Here is a 21,382-nt window from a genome sequence, read left to right as displayed (position 1 = left end):
CAGGGCCCGAGGCGCCCGGGCGGGCCGGTGCATAGAATCCGGTTCCATGCCGAAGCCTGACGAGCTCATCGTTGACATCGCTGCCCGTGTGGAGTCCGGGCTGAGCAATCAGATGTCCCTGACCGTGGTCGCCGGTGGTGCTGTCATCACCGGTCGGCTGGCTCCAGAAGCCGTGTGGCGGCAGCGGGTCTCGGAGGTGCTGACGGGCTCCGCCCGACTGGGGGAGTTCTCCGCCGTCTTCGACACCCCGGCGAAGACGGACGGGCCGCCCACGCATCTGCACTTCCATGTCGCCCGCATCCTGCAGGGCACGGTGGGGATCCCGGAGACGGGCGGGATGTACCGCGTCGCGATCGAGGACGTCAGCGCCTGGACCGTCGGGGATTTCAGCTACTCCGACCACTGACCACCGGGCCGTTTCGATACGCGCCGACGGGGCCCTCACCGACGCCCGGCCCGCGCCGGTCCCGTCGCCGCCGGGGTCCCGTTCAGCGGGTCGCGGGTCGTGCGGCCGGAAAACGCCGCCCGGCCGCCGTCGGCGTCCAGGCTCATGGGCCGGGTCTCCGCGCGGGCGCCGCCGCCCCACAGTTCCGGCAGCCGGTAGTCGAAGGCCGCGGCCGCGTCGAGGATGCCCTCGATGAGCCGGGCGGCGGCCTCGGGGTGTCCGGCGCGGGCGAGGAGGCGACGGCGGTGTCATGGGGCCGGACGGTGCCGCAGTGGTGGCGCGGCGGGCCGTAGCCGCCGGACCGGGACGACATCGTGCGCAGCCCGTACGCGTCGGGCATGTCCGGGGCGGCGAGCCGTGCGGCGACTGTGGCCGTCTCGTCGGCGTTGAGGATGCCGGTGGCCAGGAGGTGGCCCAGGTTGCTCGTGACGGAGTCGACTGGGCGGCCCGATCCGCCGAGTGCCATGGCGGGGTAGGGGCCGTGCTGGTCGGCGACCCGGAACCGGGTGCGGAAGCGGTCGGCGAGTTTGCTGCGGACAGGGCCATGCTGCGGGGCGAGCCTGCCCTCTTCGCGGCGCACAGTCCGATGTCCGCGCTCGAGCCTGACGTCGCCGAGGCTGCCGGGAACCCCGGCTTCCTGCTGGTGCCTCCCCCCTCCCGGGAGAGGGGATCTTGTGACTGAGGATCTGACGATCGGCGAGCAGATCGTGCTGCTCGCACTGGACGAAGAGACCGGCACCCTGCGCGAGGCGCCGCTGCGGGTGTCCCTGGCGGTTTCGGCGGCCGCCCTGCTGGAGCTGAGCCTCTCCGGATACCTGACGGAGCGTGACGGCGCACTCGGCGTCGCCGGAGCGTCGAGGCCGGTGGATCCGGCGGCCGCGGCCGTGGCCGAGCACTTGCGGAGCCATCCCGAGGAGACGCCCCGGGAGTGGCTGCTGGCCGTACGCGAGCAGGCACTCGGCACGGCGTATCAGGGGCTGTCGGCGAAGGGACTGGTACGGGAGCAGGGACGACGGGTCTTCGGCGCCTTCGGATCGGTGAAGTACCCGGTCACGGGCCTGTCGGAACTCGCGGCGCTGCGAGGACGGCTGGCAGCCGTCCTCGTGCGGGGCCAGGACCCCGATGAGCGCACGGCGGCGCTGATCACCGTGCTGCACCACGCGGGCCTCCAGGCCGTCATGCCGCAGGGCCCCTGGGCGGAGGCGCGCGAGTACCGTCTGGCCGCGATCGCCGAGGGGCAAGGCCCGGCCGCGGCCCTGGGAGACACGATCCGCACCACGGTCGCCGCTCTCACCGCGGTCATCGCCTCGTCCGCCCTGTAGGGAAGGCACCACCCGAGGCGTGAGCGGACCCGCCGGCCGGGTCCGCCCGCCGGACAGGGCGACCCGTCCGCGCGGGCAGTCAGACCGGGACGGCGGTCAACGCGGCCTCGGCGCCGCCGGCGTGGAGTGCGGCGCGGTAGCGCTCGGCCTCGAGCGCGAAGACGGCGCCGCCGGAGACGAGCGGCTTGAGCTCGGCGCGGGCCGTGGAGAGGGCAGCGGTGTGTCCGGCGGGGCCGGAGCCGATGACGATGACCTCGCGTGCCCCGGTGTCCGACATGGACGTCACGCCTCCTGCTTCGCGTCGATCTCGGTGATCAGGGCCTCGATGCGGGTCTTGATCTCGTCGCGGATGGGGCGGACGGCTTCGACGCCCTGGCCGGCCGGGTCCTCCAGGGCCCAGTCGAGGTACTTCTTGCCGGGAAAGACGGGGCAGGCGTCGCCGCAGCCCATGGTGATGACGTAGTCGGACGCCTGGACGGCCTCGGTGGTCAGGATCTTCGGCCTGGCGCCGGCGATGTCGACACCGACCTCCTTCATCGCCTCCACAGCGGCCGGGTTGACCTGGTCGCCGGGGACGGATCCGGCGGAGCGGACCTCGATGCGGTCGCCCGCGAGGTGCTGGAGGAAGCCGGCGGCCATCTGGGAGCGGCCGGCGTTGTGGACGCAGACGAACAGCACGGAGGCGAGCGGAGCGGAGGGCATGCGTTCTTCCTTCACGAAGTGGTGGCAGGTGGTGCGGAGTGTCAGGTGCTCGGCAGGCCGGCGAGCAGGCCGGTGATCCGATGGTCGATGTCGTCGCGGATCCGGCGGACGACTCCCATCGCGGCCGGACGCTGGTGGGAGTCGGTGAGCAGGCGCTGCACGGTCTCCACCGCGAAGCGGCCGGCGTGCAGGGTGGCGAGGCGGGCCGTGCCGGTGGCAAGGCGCTCGTCGGGCAGGGCGGGCGTGGGGGCGGCGGGCATGGAAGACCCTTTCGATCCCATAGGTCAGCCCCAGCTGGTATCAGTGCCGGGTGATGTGACAGTATCAGCCCATGATGACGTCAGTCGACACTGACCTGATCCGGGTGCTGGCCGATCCGCTCAGGCTCCAGATCGTGACCCTGCTCGCCCGCGAGACGCTGTGCACCACCCACCTCGTCGAGGAGACCGGCGCCCGGCAGACCAACCTCTCCAACCATCTGAGAGTCCTGCGCGAGGCCGGGGTCGTCGAGACCGAGCCGTGCGGGCGCTTCACCTACTACAAGCTGCGCCCCGACGTCATCGCCCAGCTCGCCGGGCAGTTCGCCGACCTGGCCGAGTCCGCCCGCACCGCCGCCGAGAACAAGAGGGCCTGCCCGTGACCTCCACCGAGCCCACCACTGCCTCCGCTCAGGCCGGGGACGGGGGCGACTCGATCGTCAGGAAGCTCTCCACCCTCGACCGCTACCTGGCGGTGTGGATCCTGATCGCCATGGCCGTCGGTCTCGGGCTCGGACGGGTTGTCCCAGGGCTGAACGACGCGCTGGCGAAGGTGGAGGTCGGCGGTATCTCCCTGCCGATCGCGCTCGGCCTGCTGATCATGATGTATCCGGTCCTGGCGAAGGTCCGCTACGACAGGCTGGACGCCGTCACCGGCGACCGGAAGCTGATGATCTCCTCCCTGGTCATCAACTGGGTCCTCGGACCCGCGGTCATGTTCGCCCTGGCGTGGGTCTTCCTGCCGGACCTGCCCGAGTACCGCACCGGGCTGATCATCGTCGGCCTGGCCCGCTGCATCGCCATGGTCATCATCTGGAACGACCTCGCCTGCGGCGACCGCGAGGCCGCGGCCGTGCTCGTCGCGCTCAACTCGGTCTTCCAGGTTCTGGCGTTCGGCCTGCTGGGCTGGTTCTACCTCGACCTGCTGCCCGGCTGGCTGGGCCTGGGCGACGGCGAGCACCTGGACATCTCGACGGGGGAGATCGCCCTGAACGTGGTCATCTTCCTCGGCGTCCCGCTGCTGGCCGGCTTCCTGACCCGCCGGATCGGTGAGAGGAAGATGGGCCGCGAGTCCTACGAGCGGCGCTTCCTGCCGAAGATCGGGCCGTGGGCGCTGTACGGGCTGCTGTTCACGATCGTCATCCTCTTCGCCCTGCAGGGCAGGACCATCACCTCCCAGCCGTGGGACGTCGCCCGGATCGCGCTGCCGCTGCTGGTCTACTTCGCGGTCATGTTCTTCGGCACCTTCCTCCTCGGAAAGGGCCTGGGGCTCGCCTACGACCGGACCACCACGCTGGCCTTCACCGCGGCGGGCAACAACTTCGAGCTGGCCATCGCGGTCGCCATCGCCACCTTCGGCGTCACCTCCGGCCAGGCCCTGTCCGGCGTCGTCGGACCGCTCATCGAAGTCCCGGTGCTGATCGGCCTGGTCTACGTCGCGCTCGCCTGGCGCAAGAAGTTCACCACCGGCGCGGTGACCACGGCCCCGTGACACAGCACGTGGACGTGGTGGTGGTCGGCGGCGGTCAGGCAGGGCTCGCCGCCGGCTACCACCTGCGCCGCCAGGGCGCCGCCTTCACCGTCCTCGACGCCGATCCGGCGCCGGGCGGGTCCTGGCAGCACATGTGGGACTCGCTGCACCTGTTCTCCCCGGCCGACCACTCCTCCCTGCCCGGCCGGCTCATGCCCGCCCAGCCCGGCGAGACCTACCCGGACGCCGGGCACGTGGTGGACTACCTCACCGACTACGAGAAGCGCTACGACCTGCCCGTCCAGCACGGCATCCGCGTGGACGCCGTGCACCGCGACGGCGGCCGGCTCCTGGTGGAGGCCGACTCCGGCACCTGGCGGGCCCGCGCCGTCATCAGCGCCACCGGCACCTGGTCGCGGCCCTTCGCCCCCGTCGTTCCGGGCAGCAGCGACTTCACCGGCAGGCAGCTGCACACCGTGCACTACCGCCGCCCGTCCGACTTCGCCGGTCAGCGCGTCCTCGTCGTCGGAGGAGGCAACTCCGGCGCCCAGATCGCCGCCGATCTCGCTCTGGACGGCCGCGTCGAGACGACGTGGGTGACCCGGCGCCCGCCCCGCTTCCTCCCCGACGACATCGACGGCCGCGTCCTGTTCGGCGTCGCCACCGCACGCCGCCGCGCCCTCGACGAGGGCCGCGGCGACACCGGCGGAGTCGCCTCACTCGGAGACGTCGTCGCCGTCCCGCCCGTCCGCGCCGCTCGCGACGCCGGGCTCCTGGGCGCCCGGCCGATGTTCCGCCGGCTGACCGCCACCGGCGTTCAGTGGGCGGACGACAGCCGGTCGGACGCGGACGCGATCCTCTGGGCCACCGGATTCCGGCCGGCTCTGGCTCACCTCGCCCCGCTCGGGCTGCGCGGCCCGCGCGGCCACGTCGCGACCTCCGGGACCCAGGCGGTCGGCGAACCCCGCCTGCACCTGCTCGGCTACGGAGACTGGACCGGCCCTGCCTCCGCCACCCTCATCGGCGTGGGCCGCCCTGCCCGCGAGGCGGCTCATCAGATCGCGCGTCAGCTGGCTCCCTGACCCCGCGACCATCCGGTACGGCACGCCCGGAGGCCGGCTGCCGGGCGGGCTGCCGCTCCCCGGCACCCGCCGCGCTGCCGCCCGCCCGGCTGTGGTGCCTGACCGCGGACGGCTCGGGCGGCGGTCAGCCGCGCAGGTCGAGCATGGCGGCCATGGCCGCCACCACGGACGGGGCGACCTGGTAGTAGACCCAGGTGCCGCGCCGTTCGGAGGTCAGCAGGCCGGCCTCGCGCAGCTTCTTCAGGTGATGGGAGACGGTCGGCTGCGAGACGCCGACGTCGGCGATGTCGCAGACGCACGCCTCCCCGCCCGGATGCGAGGCGATCTTGGAGAACAGGCGCAGGCGCACCGGGTCCGACAGCGCCTTGAACATGGCGGCCATCTTCTCCGCGTCCGCCTGGGACAGTTCCCCGGCGGTGATCGGCGGGCAGCACGGCACGACGTCACCGTCCTGCAGGACGGGCAGTTCCGCGACCTCTGGTTTCGACATGTGTCTATGTTGACACTCGTCGATACGGGTGGCAAGCTCCGAGGTGTCGGCAGGTATCGACAGGTATCGAAGCAAGGAGTCGTCGTGACCACCACCCTCCGTACCGTGCTCACCGCGACCCGGACCCGCCGCACCGCCCGCCACCTGGCCGGCGTCGGCTTCTGTGACAGTCGCGCTCAGGTCGGCGACAGCGCCACCCGGGCGGCCGAACGTCGGCAGCACACCCGGCTGACCGCCTTCACCCACGCGCGCTGACTCCCTCGCCCCTCAAGGAGACCGAGCATCATGAGCACCCAGCAGCTCCCCGTCGCCGTCATCGGAGCCGGCCCCGCCGGACTCGCCGCCGCCGCCCACCTCCTCGAGCGCGGCATCGAGCCCCTCGTTCTGGAAGCGGGCGGCCGTGCGGGCGCGGCCGTTCGTGAGTGGAGTCATGTGCGCCTGTTCTCGACCTGGGGGGAGGTCGTCGACCCGGTCGCCGAGAAGCTCCTCGCCCCCACCGGCTGGACGCGCCCCGACCCGGCGACGTACCCGTCCGGCGGCGACTGGGCCGAGCAGTACCTGCGGCCGCTCGCCGACGCCCTCGGCGACAAGGTCCGCACCGGCGCCACGGTCACCGGTGTCTCCCGGGCCGGCCGCGACCGGATCGTCGACGCCGAACGGGAGACGCAGCCCTTCGTCGTGCACGTCGAGTACGCAGACGGCCGCGAGGAGCGCATCGTCGCCCGCGCGGTGATCGACGCCTCCGGTACCTGGGCCACGGCCGGCCCGGCCGGCGGCAGCGGCCTGCCCGCGCTCGGCGAGAAGGCGGCGTCCGACCGGATCGCCTACCGCGTGCCGGATCTGAAGAACCCGACCGTCCGGGCCCGGTACGCGGGTCGGCGCACGGCCGTCATCGGCTCCGGTGCCTCCGCCTTCACCGCGCTCGCCTACCTCGCCGAGCTGGCCGAGTCCGAGGACGGTGCGGGGACGCACACGGTGTGGATCCTGCGCCGCGGGATCTCGGGCTCCACCTTCGGAGGCGGCACCGCCGACCAGCTCCCCGCCCGCGGCGCGCTCGGCCTCGCCGCGAAGGCCGCCGTCGACAAGGGGCACGCGGACGCGGTCACCGGCTTCCGCACCGAGGCGTTCGAACGCGACGACGACGGACGCCTGGTCCTGGTCGGCGAGGACGGACGCCGTCTGGACGCGGTGGACGAGGTGATCGCGCTCACCGGGTTCCGCTCCGATCTGTCCTTCCTGGACGAGCTGCGCCTGGGCCTGGACGAGCGCCTCCAGGCCCCGGTGGGACTCGCCCCGCTGATCGACCCCAACCAGCACTCCTGCGGCACCGTCTACCCGCACGGCCACCGCGAGCTCTCCCACCCCGAACAGGGCCTCTACCTGGTCGGCATGAAGTCCTACGGCCGCGCCCCCACCTTCCTGGCCATGACCGGGTACGAGCAGGTCCGCTCCGTCGCCGCGGCCATCGCCGGCGACCTCGACTCCGCCGACCGCGTCGAACTCACCCTCCCCGAGACCGGAGTCTGCGGCGGCGCGGGCCTGTTCGACACCCCCGACCCCCAGCAGACCGACGGCGGCTGCTGCGCCGCCCCGGAACCCCAGCTCGTACGGCTCACCGCGCCCGCGGCGGTGGGCGCGGCCGCCGAGGAAGCTCCGGCGGGCGGCTGCTGCGGCTCGTGACCGGCCCCAAAACCCGCGACAGCGGGGCCGCGACCGGAACAGCGGACCGGTCGCGGCCCCGCGCCGCTCTCCCCGCCCTCTGCCTGACGCAGATCGTGAGCTGGGGCATCGTCTACTACGCCTTCCCCGTCCTCAACCCACAGATCACCGCCGCGACCGGCTGGCCGGCCGGAGCGACCACGGCGGCGTTCTCGCTCGGCCTCGTCGTCTCCGCGCTCGCCGGAATCCGTGTCGGGCGCATCCTCGACCGGCGTGGCCCGCGCGCCGTCATGACGATCGGCTCGGCCATCGGCGCCACCAGCCTGCTGGTGGTCGCCACGGCTCCCAACTTGCCCGTCTTCTTCTTCGGCTGGGCCTTCGCCGGACTCGCGATGGCGGCGACCTTCTACCAGCCCGCCTTCGCCGCCCTCACCCGCTGGTGGGCCCCCGGCCACATTCGGGCCCTGACGATCGTCACCCTCGCCGGCGGCCTGGCCTCCACCGTCTTCGCGCCGTTGACCGCCCTGCTCGCCGACCACCTCTCCTGGCGCCACACCTACCTCGTACTGGCCGCCATCCTCGCCACCGTCACCATCCCCGCCCACGCTCTGGCGCTGCGTGGCCCCTGGCCCGAGGCCCCATCCACCACCGCGCTCGCGGCCACCGGAGTGTCCGGAGCCGAGCGCAGCAAGCCCTTCCTCCTGCTCGCAACCGCCTTCACGCTGTCGGCGTTCGCGATGTACGCCGTCGTCGTGGCCCTCGTCCCGCTTCTCCTGGAACGCGGCTACACGACCAGCCAAGCAGCCTGGGCTCTTGGGCTCGGCGGGGCCGGACAAACCCTCGGCCGCACCCTGTACGCCGCACTGGCCCGTCGCACCCCCGTGACGGCCCGCACGATGATCCTGATCGTTCTCGGCGGCCTCACCACCGCCGCGTTCGCCGCCACGTCGGGCCCCTACGCCTTGCTGCTCGCCGTGTCGGTCGCGGCCGGCCTGGTCCGGGGCAATCTCACCCTGCTGCAGGCCACCGCCGTCACCGACCGCTGGGGCGCCACCCACTACGGTCGGCTCTCCGGACTGCTCGCGGCCCCGGCAACCCTCGCGGCCGCCATGGCTCCCTTCGCCGGAGCGGCGCTCGCCGCGCCACTCGGGTACAGCCACCTCTTCGTGCTCCTGGCCGTCATCTCCATGACCGCCGCGTTCACCGCGGCCTGGACCACTCCTGACGCCGACAACCGGCCCAGGAGCGCGTAGGGGCCCCGCCCGCCTCCCGCGTCGTCGTGGGCGCTCCGGAACCATGTGCCTCCATGTGCGCCGGCCGTCTGACGGCTCCTCTCCGGCACGGAAAAGGGCGAGGCCCGAAGACCCCGCCCGCTACTGGTGGAACTCCGGCTCAGGGCCACACCAGGCAATACGGCTGATGCCCCGCCTCATGCAGCCGGTGGCTGAAGTCCTGCCACTCGTGCAGCAGTTGGTAGACGTTGAACGCGTCCCGGGGGCCGCCCCGGTCCGGGACGGTCGACCAGATGAACGCTGCCGCGCCCACCGCCTCCTCGCCGATGCCGCGCAGGGGATCGACGACCGTCATGGGGAGCTTGACCACCGCGTAGTCGGGGTGCAGGACGACCAGTTCCAGGGGCGGGACCTTGTGCAGGGGGACGCCCTCGATGCCCGTGAGGACCATCGCCGCCATGGTCTCCGGCTTGATCTTCGTGAACATGCCGTTCATGCCGAGCTCGTCGCCGCCGAGCTCCTCGGGGCGCATCGAGATCGGTACGCGGGCCGCGGTCGCGCCGTCGGGCGCACCGAAGTACTTGTACGTCACCCCCACCCGACCACCATTCCCGCTGCTCCCGGCCCGAAGATCGTCCACTCGGCGTTCAGTACGTCCGGCGGCCCGCTCCGGTTCACTCGGCCGGCCCTGTGTCTGACGCGGCTCCGGAGCCTCCTCCGCCTCGCGCCGGTGCCTTCCCCGCCGGGCACGTCGAGGACCCAGGTCGTCGGTCCCCTCGCCCAGTCCGCCACCGCGATGCATATCTCCACCCGACTGCTTTTCCAGAACGCGTCGCCCCCGCCGCGCAACCCGATCATCGTGTCAGTGACCTCCCCCACGGCCGCCCGCCGAAACGTGCGCTGAAACATCTGTCCGCAGGATCTCCGCAGCCTCCGACCACCCCTGGCCGCTTGAGCTGTGTGTATCAGGGCCCAGTCTCGCAGACGCCGGGGGGCCGGGGGGCCGGTTGTCCCCCGCCCCGTCCCCCCTCGCCCCTGGCCTACCCTGAACAGGTCACTGACACCCGGAGCCCGACAGCGTCGGAGAAGGTCGGAGAAGTCGCAGGTCATGAGTGAACTGACATATCCGTATGAAGCACCGGCCTCGCAGGCTCTTTTCGACCGCGCGGCGGCCGTCACGCCCGGGGGCGTGAACTCACCGGTGCGGGCCTTCCGGGCCGTCGGCGGCACGCCGCGGTTCATGGTGTCCGGCACCGGCCCCTATCTGACCGATGCCGACGGCAGGGAGTACGTCGATCTCGTGTGCTCCTGGGGGCCCATGATCCTCGGGCACTCCCATCCCGAGGTCATCGCCGCCGTGCAGGACGCCGTCTCCCGCGGTACGTCCTTCGGTACGCCCGGTGAGGGCGAGGTCGCGCTCGCCGAGGAGATGACCGCCCGGGTCGCGCCACTGGAGCAGGTGCGGCTCGTGTCCAGCGGGACCGAGGCGACGATGTCCGCCATCCGGCTCGCGCGCGGGTTCACGCAGCGCACCAAGGTGATCAAGTTCGCCGGGTGCTACCACGGGCACGTCGACTCGCTGCTCGCCGCGGCCGGCAGCGGCGTCGCCACCTTCGCGCTGCCCGACACCCCGGGCGTCACCGGCGCCCAGGCCGGCGACACCATCGTCCTGCCGTACAACGACCTCGACGCCGTACGCGAGGCCTTCCGGGCCCACCCCGGCGAGGTCGCCTGCGTGATCACCGAGGCCTCCCCGGGCAACATGGGCGTCGTACCGCCCGCCGACGGGTTCAACCAGGGCCTGAAGGACCTCTGCGCCGAGAACGGCGCCCTCTACGTGTCGGACGAGGTCATGACCGGCTTCCGGACCAGCCGCGCCGGGTGGTTCGGGGTCGACGGCGTCGTCCCGGACCTGATGACCTTCGGCAAGGTCATGGGCGGCGGCTTCCCCGCGGCGGCCTTCGGCGGGCGCGCGGACGTCATGGCGCACCTCGCCCCGGCCGGGCCCGTCTACCAGGCCGGCACGCTCTCCGGTAACCCCGTCGCCACCGCCGCCGGGCTCGCCCAGCTGCGGCTCCTCGACGACGCCGCCTACGCCAAGGTCGACGCCGTGTCGAAGGAGATCCAGGGGCTCGTCACCGAGGCCCTGGCCAAGGAGGGCGTCGCGCACCGGCTGCAGACCGCCTCCAACATGTTCTCCGTGTTCTTCACCGACCGTCCCGTGCGGAACTACGAGGACGCCAAGGCGCAGGAGTCCTTCCGCTTCACCGCGTTCTTCCACTCGCTGCTCGCCAGCGGCGTCTACCTGCCGCCGTCCTCCTTCGAGTCGTGGTTCGTGTCGACCGCGCACGACGAGCGGGCCGTGCAGCGGATCGCCGACGCCCTTCCGGCGGCGGCCCGGGCGGCCGCGGAGGCGACGGCATGAGCGACCAGCGGAACAACAGCGCCCAGGACATCACCGTCGTCCACCTCATGCGACACGGCGAGGTCGCCAACCCGGACGGCATCCTCTACGGCCGCCTCCCGGGCTACCACCTCTCCGACCTGGGCCGCCGCATGGCCGACCGGGTCGCCGAGCACCTGTCCGGCCGCGATGTGACGCACGTCGTCGCCTCGCCGCTGGAGCGGGCGCAGGAGACGGCCGAGCCGATCGCCAAGGCGCACGGGCTCGGCCTCGCCACGGATGAGCGGCTGATCGAGGCCGAGAACATCTTCCAGGGCAAGACGTTCGGCGTCGGGGACGGGGCGCTGCGCAAGCCCGGCAACTGGAAGCACCTGGTCAACCCGTTCCGGCCGTCCTGGGGCGAGCCGTACCTGGACCAGGTCGTCCGCATGATGAGCGCGATGAGTGCGGCGAAGGACAAGGCCCGGGGGCACGAGGCGGTCGTGGTCAGCCACCAGCTGCCCATCTGGATCGTCCGGTCGTACGTGGAGCGCCGCCGCCTCTGGCACGATCCGCGCAAGCGCCAGTGCACGCTCGCCTCGCTGACGACCTTCACGTACCGGGGCGACCGGATCGTCTCCGTCGGCTACGCCGAGCCGGCCCGCGACCTCGTCCCGGCCCACCTCCTCGCCGGTGCGAAGCCGGTGAAGGGCCAGGGCAAGGCGTTCGGCGCGTAGTCGCGCGGGCCCGGCCCGGGCGTTCGGCAGGCGCGTGAGCGCTTGCCGTTCGCCCCCTTCTGATCGTTTACGACTCTTTCGTTACGGAATCTGCAAATATCAGCGGAACCTCCGCGTTCGTCACGTCCTCTCACTGGGTGACCAGCACGACGTGACGAATCGGGGATGCCATGCGCGCTCTCTCCCGCAGGGGAATGCTCGGACTCGGCGCGGGAGCCGCCGCTGTCTCGCTCACCGGATGCGGCGGTCTCATGGGCTCGGACGACTCCGGCCGCGCCGGCGGTTCCGGCGGCGACTCCGCACAGGGCGGATCGAAGTCCAAGCCCGAGCCCACCGCCCGCCCCATCGGCGACGGCTCCACCTCCCACACCGGCAAGCAGCCCCGCCAGCCCGGCAAGCCCGAGCCGCTTGAGCCGGGCCAGACCCCGCCGCAGTTCGTCGTGTTCTCCTGGGACGGCGCCGGAGAGGTCGGCAACGGCCTCTTCCCGCGCTTCCTGGACCTCGCCGAGGAGCACGGCGCGAGCATGACCTTCTTCCTGTCGGGGCTGTACCTGCTGCCCGAGTCGAAGAAGCGCCTCTACGACCCGCCGAACAACCCGCGCGGCGCCTCCGACATCGGCTACCTCACCGACGCGCACATCAAGGACACCCTGAAGAACGTCCACCGCGCCTGGCTGGAGGGCCACGAGATCGGCACCCACTTCAACGGGCACTTCTGTGGCGAGTCCCACGGCTCGGTCAAGAACTGGACGCCCCGGCAGTGGCGCAGCGAGATCGACCAGGCGAAGTCGTTCGTGAAGGAGTGGCGCACCAACACCGGCTGGACCGACCTGCCCGCGCTGCCGTTCGACTACGACAAGGAACTCGTCGGCGGCCGTACGCCCTGCCTGCTCGGCCAGGACAACCTGCTGCCCACCGCCCGCGAGCTCGGCTGGCGCTACGACGCCTCCTCGCCCGGCGGCCTCCAGGTGTGGCCCGCCAAGCGCCAGGGCATATGGGACCTGCCCCTGCAGCAGATACCTTTCCCCGGCCGCGGCTTCGAGGTCCTGTCGATGGACTACAACATGCTGGCCAACCAGTCCCTGAACTCCACGAAGGCCCCGGCCCACAACTACCCGGGCTGGCGTGAGCAGTCGGCGCAGGCGTACATCCAGGGATTCAAGCGAGCATACGAGACAAACCGGGCGCCTCTCTTCATCGGCAACCACTTCGAGCAGTGGAACGGCGGCATCTACATGGACGCCGTCGAGGAGTCCTTCAAGCACATCGCGCGCGAGAAGGAGAAGGGCGCGGATGTGCGTCTGGTCTCCTTCCGCCAGTTCACCGACTGGCTCGACGCGCAGAAGCCCGAGGTGCTCGCCAAGCTCCGCACGCTCGGCGTCGGGCAGCAGCCGGCCGGTGGCTGGCGGGAGTTCACCGGCCAGACGTCCACGCCCAGCGGAGACACCTCGCGGAACGCCGCCTGAAATGCGGTTTTCCGCCCGCAAGGGGGGTGGGCGAGAGTCCCAGAACGGGCATGCGAAACTTTTCACATGAGTGCCGCCAGCCGTGCCCCCCTGCGCTCGAACCGCGCCCGCCGTGTCCGCCGTCACGCCGCGCTGACCGCCGGTCTCGCCGCGGCCGCGCTGCTCGTCTCCGCGTGCGGCTCCGGCGGCACCTCCGGCGGAGGCGGCAACACCAACTTCGTCACCGGCACCGACGGCATCGCCACGGCCGCCAAGGGCGAGCGCACCCCGGCACCCGACCTGTCCGGCAGGACCATCACCGGCAAGACCCTCGACGTCGCCGACTACAAGGGCAAGGTCGTCGTCCTCAACGTGTGGGGATCCTGGTGCAACCCCTGCCGCGCCGAGGCCAAGTACTTCGCGAAGGTCTCCAAGGCGTACGCCGGCAAGGGCGTGCAGTTCGTCGGCATCAACACCCGGGACACCAACCTGAAGTCCGCCACCGCCTTCGAGGAGGACTTCGGGATCCCCTACCCGAGCCTGTACGACCCGACCGGAAAGCTGATGCTCCGCTTCGAGAGGGGCACGCTCAACCCGCAGACGGTCCCCTCCACGCTCGTGCTCGACCGGGACGGGAAGATCGCGGCCCGCTCGCTGTCCGCCCTCAGCGAGGAACGGCTGCTGAAGATGCTCAAGCCGGTCGTCGCGGAGAAGTGACGTGAGCGCAGTCACCACGCTCGCCGCGGTCGCGGACCCCAACGGCACGGTACTCAACGGCGCCCTGCTGGTGGCCCTGCCGATCGCGCTGCTCGGCGGCCTCGTCTCCTTCTTCTCGCCGTGCGTGCTGCCGCTGGTGCCCGGTTACCTCTCCTACGTCACCGGAGTCAGCGGCACCGACCTGGCCGAGGCACGGCGCGGGCGGATGGTCGCCGGGGCCTCGCTGTTCGTGCTCGGCTTCACGGCCGTCTTCGTCTCCGGCGGGGCCTTCTTCGGATACTTCGGCCAGACACTCCAGGACGAGCGGGGCGTGCTGACCAAGGTCCTGGGGGTCTTCATGATCCTCATGGGCGTCTTCTTCATGGGGCTGATGCCCTGGCTCACGCAGCGCGAGTTCCGTTTCCACAAGAAGCCGGCGGCCGGTCTGGCCGGCGCCCCCGTGCTCGGTGCGCTGTTCGGCATCGGCTGGACGCCCTGCATCGGCCCGACCCTGGCCGCCGTGCAGACCCTCGCCCTGGACCAGGGCAGCGCGGGCCGCGGCGCCGTCCTGACCATCGCGTACTGTCTGGGCCTGGGCGTGCCGTTCGTGCTCGCCGCGGTCGCCTTCCGCAAGGCCCTCGGAGCCTTCGGCTGGATCAAGCGCCACTACGTCTGGGTGATGCGGGTCGGCGGCACCATGATGATCGTGACCGGTCTGCTGCTGCTGACCGGCGCGTGGGACCGCATCGTGCAGGAGATGCAGGTCTGGTCCGACGGCTTCACTGTGGGGATCTGATCGATGAGCAAGACCACCGCCTCCGACCCGTCCCCGTCCGCCGCCGAGGACCAGGAGCTGGGCGACGCCGGCTCCCAGCTGTCCACCGCCCCCAAGGAGGAGGCGCCGCACCTGCCCGCCCTGGGCGTCATCGGCTGGGCCCGCTGGTTCTGGCGGCAGTTGACCTCCATGCGGGTCGCCCTGCTGCTGCTCCTGCTGCTCTCGCTCGGCGCGATCCCCGGCTCGCTGATCCCGCAGACCGGCCAGGACGAGACGAAGGTCGCCGACTTCCGCGAGGCGCATCCCACCCTCTCGGACGTCTACGACAAGATCGGCATGTTCCACGTCTACAGCTCGGTGTGGTTCTCCGCGATCTACATCCTGCTGTTCGTCTCCCTCATCGGCTGCATCGTGCCTCGCACCTGGCAGTTCGTGGGCCAGCTGCGCGGCCGTCCGCCGGGCGCGCCCAAGCGCCTGACCCGGCTGCCCGCGCACACCACCTGGCGCACCACGGCCGAACCCGAGCAGGTCCGCGAGGCGGCCCTGGCCCTGCTGAAGAAGCGCCGCTTCCGCGCCCACGTCACCGGGGATGCCGTCGCCGCCGAGAAGGGCTACCTGCGCGAGGTGGGCAACCTCGCCTTCCACATCGCCCTCATCGTGATGCTGATCGCCTTCGCCTGGGGCCAGCTCTTCAAGTCCGAGGGCAACAAGCTCGTCGTCGAGGGCGACGGCTTCTCCAACACCCTCACCCAGTACGACGACTTCAAGTCCGGCAACCTCTTCACGTCCGACGACCTGGTGCCGTTCAGCTTCAACCTGAAGAAGTTCACCGGCACCTACGAGCGCACCGGCCCCAACAAGGGCACCCCGCGCGTCTACCGGGCCGACCTCACCTACAGCTCGGGCGCCTTCGGCAAGGACGAGAACACCACCGTCCGGGTGAACCACCCGCTGGAGATCGGCGACTCCAAGGTCTACCTCGTCAGCCACGGCTACGCACCCGTCATCACCGTCCGCGACGCCAAGGGCAAGGTCGTCTTCGACGACGCCGTACCGCTGCTGCCGCTGGACGCCAACGTCACCTCCTCCGGTGTCGTCAAGGTCCTCGACGGCTACCGCAACACCCAGGGCAAGAAGGAACAGCTCGGCTTCAACGCGTTCTTCGTGCCGACCTTCGGCGGCTCCGCCAGCGGCACGATGCTGTCGCAGTTCCCGGCGCTGGACAGTCCGCTGCTCGCGCTGTCCGCCTACCACGGCGACCTGGGAGCCGACTCGGGCATCCCGCAGAGCGTGTACCAGATGGACAAGAGCAACATGAAGGAGTTCAAGGACTCCGAGGGCAAGCTCTTCAAGAAGCTGCTGCGGCCCGGCGAGACCATGAAGCTCCCGAACGGCGCCGGTACGGTCACCTTCGGCAAGGACATCAAGGAGTGGGCCGGCTTCCAGGTCGTCCAGCAGCCCGGCAGCGGCTGGGCGCTGGCCGGTGCCCTCGCCGCGATCGGCGGCCTCGCCGCCTCCCTGTTCATCCAGCGCCGCCGCGTCTGGGTGCGCGCGGTCTGGGGCGCCGACGGCGTCACCGTCGTCGAGATGGCCGGCCTCGGCCGCAGCGAGTCCGCCAAGGTCCCCGAAGAACTGGGCGACCTCGCCGGCACCCTCTACGAGCAGGCACCGGGCGCGCCCGGCCCCGACGACCCCGCAGATTCCCCCGACACCGACCAGGAGCCGGGTACCGAAACCCCCGTACCTGCCGAAGGGGCTGAGAAGTGACTCTCGCCGCCGCCACCAACGAAAACCTCGCGGAGATCAGCAATGTGCTGATCTACTCCGCGATGGCCGTCTACACCCTGGCCTTCTTCGCGTACATCGCCGAATGGCTCTTCGGCAGCCGCAGCAAGGTCGCCCGGACCGCCGCCGCGCTCACCACCGAGCCGGACGCCAGGAAGGCACCGGCCGTCACCGTGAACCAGGCCGGCGGCACCGCCGTGCTGGAGCGGCCGAAGGTCACCGTGCGGGCCGCCGCCGGTCAGCGCGACGTGCCGGACGGCCCCGGGGCGCACGGCGGGGACGCGCAGGGTGACCTGTACGGCCGGATCGCCATCTCCCTCACGGTGCTCGCCTTCCTGATCGAGTTCGGCGGTGTCCTGACCCGCGCCCTGTCGGTGGAGCGGGCCCCGTGGGGCAACATGTACGAGTTCAACATCACGTTCTCCACGGTCGCCGTCGGCGTGTACCTCGGGCTGCTGGCGCTGAAGAAGAACGTGCGCTGGCTCGGCCTGTTCCTGATCACCTCGGTCCTGCTCGACCTGGGCCTGGCGGTCACGGTCCTCTACACCGCCAGCGACCAGCTGGTCCCGGCGCTGCACTCGTACTGGCTGTACATCCACGTCTCCACGGCGATCTTCTGCGGCGCGGTCTTCTACGTGGGCGCGGTCGGCACGATCCTGTACCTCTTCAAGGACTCCTACGAGAGCAAGCTCGCGAGCGGCGGCACGCCCGGCACCTTCGCGACCTCCGTCCTGGAGCGGCTGCCCTCCTCGGCCTCCCTCGACAAGTTCTCCTACCGCGTCAACGCGGCCGTCTTCCCGCTGTGGACGTTCACGATCATCGCGGGCGCCATCTGGGCCGGCGACGCCTGGGGCCGCTACTGGGGCTGGGACCCGAAGGAGACCTGGTCCTTCATCACCTGGGTCGCCTACGCCGGCTACCTGCACGCCCGCGCCACCGCCGGCTGGAAGGGCCGCAAGGCCGCCTACCTGGCCCTGATCGCCTTCGGCTGCTGGCTGTTCAACTACTACGGCGTGAACATCTTCGTCTCCGGCAAGCACTCGTACGCGGGCGTCTAGGCCCCGCCGGGCACCTCACCGCCGGAGGGCGGGAGCGCGGTCCGCGACCGACACGATGATGTCGCGCAGCCGGTCGGCGTACAGCCGCAGGTTCTTGTGCGCGACATCGGTGTCGGGGTAGCGGGCCGCGAACCACAGCCCCTCGTGGAGCCGGGTGACCCAGGCGCAGACCTGGTCGCCGTACGACACCCGGATCAGGCCGTAGGCGTTGCGCTCGGTCCAGCCGGCGGACTCGGGGATGCCGCGGGCGTCGGCGAACGACACGATCGAGTACATGTCGGGGGACGTCGGCCGGAAGTCCGCGCCGAGCAGCCGCAGCACCCGGGCCAGCGGCATCCGGGCCAGCGGCCGGGTGGCGTGCAGGGCGGCGCGTACGGTCTTCAGCGCGGCGGGGAAGTCGGGCGTCTCGGCGACCGGCACCTCGATCGGCGCGCCGCCGACGTACCAGCCCACCGAGTCCGAGTACGCGGACTTCGCCCGGGTGTGGAAGGGCACCACCGTCCGGTAGACGGGCTCACCGCCGATCTCGTGGACGATCAGGGCCGTCGCGGCCAGCAGCCCGACCAGGGAACCGCCGTAGGGGCGGCAGTACGCCTCGAAGGCGGCGGCGGCGTCCGCGTCCACGAGCATCTCGCGCATGAGCTTCTGCGTCGGCAGCCCGCCGCCGGGCTCCAGCCCGAGGTCGACGGGGAAGCCCGGCAGCCGCCCGTCGCAGCGCCGGATGAACTCCCGCCAGCGGGCGACGATCTCGTGGTCCGCGTCGAGCCGGTCCGCGTCCGCCCGCTCGGCCTCGCAGAAGTCGACGTAGCTGGAGACCGGGGACTGCTCCGGGGCGCGGCCCGTGAGGTGACCGGCGTACAGCTCCTGGATCTCCGCCGGGATGCGGTAGATGGAGAACGCGTCGACGTTGCTGTGGTCGAAGGCCATGTACACGCTGGTGGAGTCGTCCCGGACGACGGCCGTGTAGATGAGGTTCGGCCAGCGCAGCGCGTCGGCGGTGGTGTCGAAGCGGTCCTGGAGGTGCTGGGCCAGGGCCGCCGGGTCGGTGAACTCACCGGCGTCCTCGCGGTGCAGGGAGACGGAGGCCGGGTCGAGGGTGAAGCGGCGGAGCGAGTCGCCCGGGCCGCCCGCCCAGCGGAAGCCGCTGCGCAGCGTCTCGTGCCGCAGCGTCCAGCCGCGCAGCGCCTCCCCGAGGGCGTCCAGGTCGACCCGGCCCGGGAGGTCGAAGGCCGCGCCGATCCAGGTCGGCACGAACAGCCCGTCCTCGCGCACCGACCGTGCCGTCCGCAGATGTGACTCCTGGATGTAGGCGGGCGGCCTGGAGTCCTCCGGCAGGGCCTTCGCCGTCGCGACGGTCGCCGGACTGAGCGTCCATTCGACGAGTCGTCCAGGCCGGACCTCGCAGCGCTGGATGTCGGTCATTCGCACGGGGCGTCTCCGTTCGCAGGTGGGACAGACCCGATCAAGGGAATGCCGAGCCGGCCACCGGCCACACCGCGTGTCGCGACATTTCAGGAGAACGGATGGCGTCTCGAACGGCGATACGGGGCCTGTCCGGTGTGCTCAGTTGACGCCGATGTCCTCGTGCCAGAGCGCGGGGTGTTCCGCGATGAAGCCGCGCATCAGCCCGGCGCACTCGGCGTCGTCCAACAGCACGATCTCCACACCGTGTTCGGCCAGCCAGTCGTGGCCGCCGTGGAAGGTGACCGCCTCGCCGATCACCACCCTGGAGATGCCGAACTGCCGCACCAGACCGGAGCAGTACCAGCACGGGGACAAGGTCGTCACCATCGTCGTGCCCCGGTAGGAGCGCTGCCGTCCGGCCGCGCGGAAGGCCGCCGTCTCCGCGTGCAGGGACGGATCGCCGTCCTGGACGCGGCGGTTGTGGCCGCGGCCCAGCAGGGTGCCGTCGGCGCCGTACAGCGCGGCACCGATCGGGATGCCGCCCTCGGCGAGCCCGGTACGGGCCTCCTCGACGGCGGTCGTGAGCCATGTGCGTGCCCGTGCCCGGTCCATGACCTCATCCATGACCCCTCCTCGCCCCTCTGTAACCTGGCCCGATCATCGCCGCGCGGGCGGCGCCGGGCCCCCTCCTGACGCCGGTCCGGGCCCCCTCAGCCCTGCCTCTCCAGCACCGCGTAGTCGGCGAAGCAGCGCCGGTAGCGCAGGTGGCGGGTCTTCTGGGTGTGCCGGCGCTGCCACTCCTCGACCTCGGCCGGTGCCGAACGGAGCCCGGAACCGGCTCCGCAGTCCGCGTCGTCGCCCGAGACGCAGCGGGCCTCGTACTCGGGCAGGGCCGACGCGTCCTGCACGATCGTGTACGGCACGTACCGGAAGATCCTGCGGCCGGCCGGTTCCCCACCGTGTTCCCTGTTCTGGTGCTGGCGCAGCAGAACGTTCGCGTCCGTCACGGCGCTTCCGTCGAACGCGGCCCGCGCGGTGTCCCTCCGGGCTGCCAGCTCCTCGCATGCCGCGCACCCGGGCACGGGGACCGGGGGCCGGGCCGGATCCGCCGACAGCCCTTCCCTGGAACGGTCGTTGGCCGCGCGCACGCCCGCGCTCAGCCGTTCCTCCGGCGTCGCCTCGCGGATCCTCGCCGGGTCCGCCTGCCACTCGCGGCCGCCGCCGACCGGGCGCAGCATCACGTACGGGCCGGTCCTGTCCTGGTACTCGCCGACCTTGTGCGTCTGGGGGTCGTAGACGAGCGTTCCCGGTTCCATCGCGTACTCCTTCGTCACTCTGGGTGTGGTGAGCGTTGCGCAGGGGAACGGTCCGGATCAATGCTTGGCGTGTGACACCGGTGCACTGTCACGGAGGGGGATGCCGTGAGCCGACGGAACGGCGGGGCGGAGTCGGGGGCGAGCACGGCCGCCGTGTTCGGCGAGGTGCTGCGGCACTTCCGCGAGGTGGCGCTGCTCACGCAGGAGGGGCTGGCGCGGCAGATCCCGTGCGACCGCTCGCACGTGGCGCGGGTGGAGGCCGGTACGAGGGTTCCGCAGGACACGTTCGCCAAGACCTGCGACGAACTGCTCGGTACGGGTGGGGTGTTGCTTCGGCTGTGGGGGCGGATCGACTGGTATCCGCAGGTGGAGCATCCTGACTGGTTCCGGCGGCGGGCGGAGATGGACCAGGAGGCCGTCACTTTGCGGGAGTACCAGGAGCGTGTCATCCCGGGGTTGTTGCAGACGTCGGACTACGCCCGGGCGCTGTCCTCGCGCTACGTGAGCGGGGTGGACCTGGAGGAACGTGTCCGAGCCCGGATGAGCCGACAGCAGCGCTTCCTCGCCGACGGCGGTCCGCTGTACGTCGTTGTCCTCGACGAGAGCTGCCTGCGCAACGTGGTCGGTGGTCCGGCTGTCATGCGGGACCAGTGCGCGCACTTGCTCGGCGTCGCGCAGCGCCCCAATATCCGTATTCAGGTCGCGCCCGCAGGGCCGCTCGAAATCGTCCGTCCCAGCGGCTCCATGTCGCTGATCACGCTGCCCGAAGGCCGTCAGTGGCTCTACTCGGAGTCCCTCGACCGTGGCCACTTCACGAACGATCCGGCCGTCTACGAGCGCTATAACCAGTTCTATGATGTGCTCAGGGCGGACACCCTGTCAGCTCCCCAGTCCGCCGCTCTGATCCACGAGGCGATGGAGAGGTACGAGCGCTATGGACCGGAACGAGTTCGGCACAGTGGCCTGGGTCAAGAGCAGCTACAGCGACGGCAACGGCGGCAACTGCATAGAAATAGCCCCCGGTTTCCCCGAATCCGTCCCCGTCCGCGACAGCAAGACTCCTGACGGTCCGATCCTGCTCGTGGGCCGGTCCGCCTGGTCCGCGTTCACCGCCGCTCTCTGA

At 71.4% G+C, this 21,382-nt stretch carries 26 protein-coding genes; 17 read left to right on the top strand and 9 right to left on the bottom strand.

Going from position 1 to position 21,382, the window contains the following annotated elements; all coding sequences use genetic code 11:
* Positions 1 to 46 precede the first annotated feature (46 nt).
* Positions 47 to 406 (top strand): hypothetical protein, encoded by a 360-nt coding sequence (locus ACFU3E_RS03760; RefSeq protein WP_384151435.1) that lies wholly within the window; start codon positions 47 to 49, stop codon positions 404 to 406.
* Positions 407 to 548: 142 nt separating this feature from the next.
* On the opposite strand, the gene ACFU3E_RS03755 is transcribed toward ACFU3E_RS03760, so the two are convergent.
* The gene (locus ACFU3E_RS03755) at positions 549 to 1,025 is read right to left on the bottom strand and encodes a hypothetical protein (RefSeq protein ID WP_384151432.1); all 477 of its coding nucleotides are present in this window, start codon (positions 1,023 to 1,025) and stop codon (positions 549 to 551) included.
* A gap of 94 nt (positions 1,026 to 1,119) precedes the next feature.
* Here ACFU3E_RS03755 and ACFU3E_RS03750 point away from each other — a divergent pair, with 94 nt between their 5' ends.
* Entirely contained in the window at positions 1,120 to 1,767 is a 648-nt protein-coding gene (locus ACFU3E_RS03750; RefSeq protein WP_384151429.1) for a GPP34 family phosphoprotein, read from the top strand.
* A gap of 79 nt (positions 1,768 to 1,846) precedes the next feature.
* Here the strand turns inward: ACFU3E_RS03750 and ACFU3E_RS03745 are convergent, their stop codons facing one another.
* Genes ACFU3E_RS03745 through ACFU3E_RS03735 form a run of 3 tightly spaced genes read right to left on the bottom strand, consistent with a single transcriptional unit; the run spans position 1,847 to position 2,729 of the window.
* Complete coding sequence (locus ACFU3E_RS03745) at positions 1,847 to 2,044, bottom strand: hypothetical protein (RefSeq protein WP_384151426.1); 198 nt, start codon at positions 2,042 to 2,044, stop codon at positions 1,847 to 1,849.
* Positions 2,045 to 2,049: 5 nt separating this feature from the next.
* Positions 2,050 to 2,469 carry an arsenate reductase ArsC gene (locus tag ACFU3E_RS03740; RefSeq protein WP_384151423.1) on the bottom strand — a complete coding sequence of 140 codons (420 nt, stop codon included), beginning with the start codon at positions 2,467 to 2,469 and terminating at the stop codon, positions 2,050 to 2,052.
* Between the two features lie 41 nt (positions 2,470 to 2,510).
* On the bottom strand, positions 2,511 to 2,729 hold the full coding sequence (locus ACFU3E_RS03735; RefSeq protein WP_384151420.1) for a hypothetical protein: 219 nt from the start codon (positions 2,727 to 2,729) through the stop codon (positions 2,511 to 2,513).
* Between the two features lie 71 nt (positions 2,730 to 2,800).
* Between ACFU3E_RS03735 and ACFU3E_RS03730 the strand changes: the two genes are divergently transcribed.
* The 3 genes from ACFU3E_RS03730 to ACFU3E_RS03720 are packed head-to-tail and all read left to right on the top strand — an operon-like array spanning position 2,801 to position 5,279.
* On the top strand, positions 2,801 to 3,109 hold the full coding sequence (locus ACFU3E_RS03730) for a helix-turn-helix transcriptional regulator (RefSeq protein WP_248506642.1): 309 nt from the start codon (positions 2,801 to 2,803) through the stop codon (positions 3,107 to 3,109).
* Positions 3,106 to 4,218, top strand: coding sequence for an ACR3 family arsenite efflux transporter (gene arsB, locus ACFU3E_RS03725; protein WP_384151415.1), 1,113 nt, complete (start codon positions 3,106 to 3,108; stop codon positions 4,216 to 4,218). The genes ACFU3E_RS03730 and arsB overlap by 4 nt, the downstream gene beginning before the upstream one ends.
* A complete protein-coding gene (locus tag ACFU3E_RS03720; RefSeq protein WP_384151412.1) occupies positions 4,215 to 5,279 on the top strand; it encodes an ArsO family NAD(P)H-dependent flavin-containing monooxygenase in 1,065 nt (354 codons plus the stop codon). Before arsB ends, ACFU3E_RS03720 begins: the two co-directional genes overlap by 4 nt.
* A gap of 124 nt (positions 5,280 to 5,403) precedes the next feature.
* On the opposite strand, the gene ACFU3E_RS03715 is transcribed toward ACFU3E_RS03720, so the two are convergent.
* Positions 5,404 to 5,769: an ArsR/SmtB family transcription factor gene (locus ACFU3E_RS03715; RefSeq protein WP_384151409.1), complete on the bottom strand. Its 366-nt coding sequence runs from the start codon at positions 5,767 to 5,769 to the stop codon at positions 5,404 to 5,406.
* Between the two features lie 84 nt (positions 5,770 to 5,853).
* On the opposite strand from ACFU3E_RS03715, the gene ACFU3E_RS03710 reads away from it, so the two are divergent.
* From ACFU3E_RS03710 to ACFU3E_RS03700, 3 genes are read left to right on the top strand one after another with little or no spacing between them, the layout of a single operon-like run.
* Positions 5,854 to 6,024, top strand: coding sequence for a hypothetical protein (locus ACFU3E_RS03710; RefSeq protein ID WP_384151406.1), 171 nt, complete (start codon positions 5,854 to 5,856; stop codon positions 6,022 to 6,024).
* A gap of 30 nt (positions 6,025 to 6,054) precedes the next feature.
* Positions 6,055 to 7,449, top strand: coding sequence for an NAD(P)-binding domain-containing protein (locus ACFU3E_RS03705; RefSeq protein WP_384151403.1), 1,395 nt, complete (start codon positions 6,055 to 6,057; stop codon positions 7,447 to 7,449).
* Positions 7,446 to 8,681, top strand: coding sequence for an MFS transporter (locus ACFU3E_RS03700; protein ID WP_384151400.1), 1,236 nt, complete (start codon positions 7,446 to 7,448; stop codon positions 8,679 to 8,681). The genes ACFU3E_RS03705 and ACFU3E_RS03700 overlap by 4 nt, the downstream gene beginning before the upstream one ends.
* Before the next feature lie 139 nt (positions 8,682 to 8,820).
* Here ACFU3E_RS03700 and ACFU3E_RS03695 read toward each other — a convergent pair whose 3' ends face one another.
* On the bottom strand, positions 8,821 to 9,258 hold the full coding sequence (locus tag ACFU3E_RS03695) for a hypothetical protein (protein ID WP_003974483.1): 438 nt from the start codon (positions 9,256 to 9,258) through the stop codon (positions 8,821 to 8,823).
* A gap of 510 nt (positions 9,259 to 9,768) precedes the next feature.
* Between ACFU3E_RS03695 and hemL the strand changes: the two genes are divergently transcribed.
* From hemL to ccsB, 7 genes are all read left to right on the top strand, one after another.
* Complete coding sequence (hemL, locus tag ACFU3E_RS03690) at positions 9,769 to 11,085, top strand: glutamate-1-semialdehyde 2,1-aminomutase (RefSeq protein WP_384151397.1); 1,317 nt, start codon at positions 9,769 to 9,771, stop codon at positions 11,083 to 11,085.
* Positions 11,082 to 11,780, top strand: coding sequence for a histidine phosphatase family protein (locus ACFU3E_RS03685; RefSeq protein WP_384151394.1), 699 nt, complete (start codon positions 11,082 to 11,084; stop codon positions 11,778 to 11,780). Before hemL ends, ACFU3E_RS03685 begins: the two co-directional genes overlap by 4 nt.
* A 170-nt stretch (positions 11,781 to 11,950) precedes the next feature.
* Positions 11,951 to 13,246 (top strand): hypothetical protein, encoded by a 1,296-nt coding sequence (locus ACFU3E_RS03680; protein ID WP_384151391.1) that lies wholly within the window; start codon positions 11,951 to 11,953, stop codon positions 13,244 to 13,246.
* 66 nt (positions 13,247 to 13,312) lie between these two features.
* Positions 13,313 to 13,942, top strand: coding sequence for a TlpA family protein disulfide reductase (locus ACFU3E_RS03675; protein ID WP_384151388.1), 630 nt, complete (start codon positions 13,313 to 13,315; stop codon positions 13,940 to 13,942).
* A 1-nt stretch (position 13,943) separates the two neighbouring features.
* Entirely contained in the window at positions 13,944 to 14,717 is a 774-nt protein-coding gene (locus ACFU3E_RS03670) for a cytochrome c biogenesis CcdA family protein (RefSeq protein WP_384151385.1), read from the top strand.
* Positions 14,718 to 14,720: 3 nt separating this feature from the next.
* Positions 14,721 to 16,463 carry a cytochrome c biogenesis protein ResB gene (locus ACFU3E_RS03665; protein ID WP_384151382.1) on the top strand — a complete coding sequence of 581 codons (1,743 nt, stop codon included), beginning with the start codon at positions 14,721 to 14,723 and terminating at the stop codon, positions 16,461 to 16,463.
* Entirely contained in the window at positions 16,460 to 17,539 is a 1,080-nt protein-coding gene (gene ccsB, locus ACFU3E_RS03660; RefSeq protein ID WP_384151378.1) for a c-type cytochrome biogenesis protein CcsB, read from the top strand. Before ACFU3E_RS03665 ends, ccsB begins: the two co-directional genes overlap by 4 nt.
* A gap of 15 nt (positions 17,540 to 17,554) precedes the next feature.
* Here the strand turns inward: ccsB and ACFU3E_RS03655 are convergent, their stop codons facing one another.
* From ACFU3E_RS03655 to ACFU3E_RS03645, 3 genes are all read right to left on the bottom strand, one after another.
* The gene (locus tag ACFU3E_RS03655; RefSeq protein WP_384151376.1) at positions 17,555 to 18,967 is read right to left on the bottom strand and encodes a condensation domain-containing protein; all 1,413 of its coding nucleotides are present in this window, start codon (positions 18,965 to 18,967) and stop codon (positions 17,555 to 17,557) included.
* Positions 18,968 to 19,102: 135 nt separating this feature from the next.
* Positions 19,103 to 19,567 (bottom strand): nucleoside deaminase, encoded by a 465-nt coding sequence (locus tag ACFU3E_RS03650; RefSeq protein ID WP_384151373.1) that lies wholly within the window; start codon positions 19,565 to 19,567, stop codon positions 19,103 to 19,105.
* Between the two features lie 86 nt (positions 19,568 to 19,653).
* Positions 19,654 to 20,259 (bottom strand): hypothetical protein, encoded by a 606-nt coding sequence (locus ACFU3E_RS03645; RefSeq protein ID WP_384151370.1) that lies wholly within the window; start codon positions 20,257 to 20,259, stop codon positions 19,654 to 19,656.
* Between the two features lie 105 nt (positions 20,260 to 20,364).
* Here ACFU3E_RS03645 and ACFU3E_RS03640 point away from each other — a divergent pair, with 105 nt between their 5' ends.
* Together ACFU3E_RS03640 and ACFU3E_RS03635 are read left to right on the top strand one after the other, a co-directional pair.
* Entirely contained in the window at positions 20,365 to 21,324 is a 960-nt protein-coding gene (locus ACFU3E_RS03640) for a Scr1 family TA system antitoxin-like transcriptional regulator (RefSeq protein WP_384151367.1), read from the top strand.
* Positions 21,272 to 21,382, top strand: coding sequence for a DUF397 domain-containing protein (locus ACFU3E_RS03635; protein ID WP_384151615.1), 111 nt, complete (start codon positions 21,272 to 21,274; stop codon positions 21,380 to 21,382). The genes ACFU3E_RS03640 and ACFU3E_RS03635 overlap by 53 nt, the downstream gene beginning before the upstream one ends.

Source organism: Streptomyces sp. NPDC057424 (genome assembly GCF_042803315.1).
Lineage (GTDB): Bacteria > Actinomycetota > Actinomycetes > Streptomycetales > Streptomycetaceae > Streptomyces.
The sequence above is the reverse complement of the archived record's forward strand: the minus strand, read 5'-3'. Positions and strand labels throughout refer to the sequence as shown.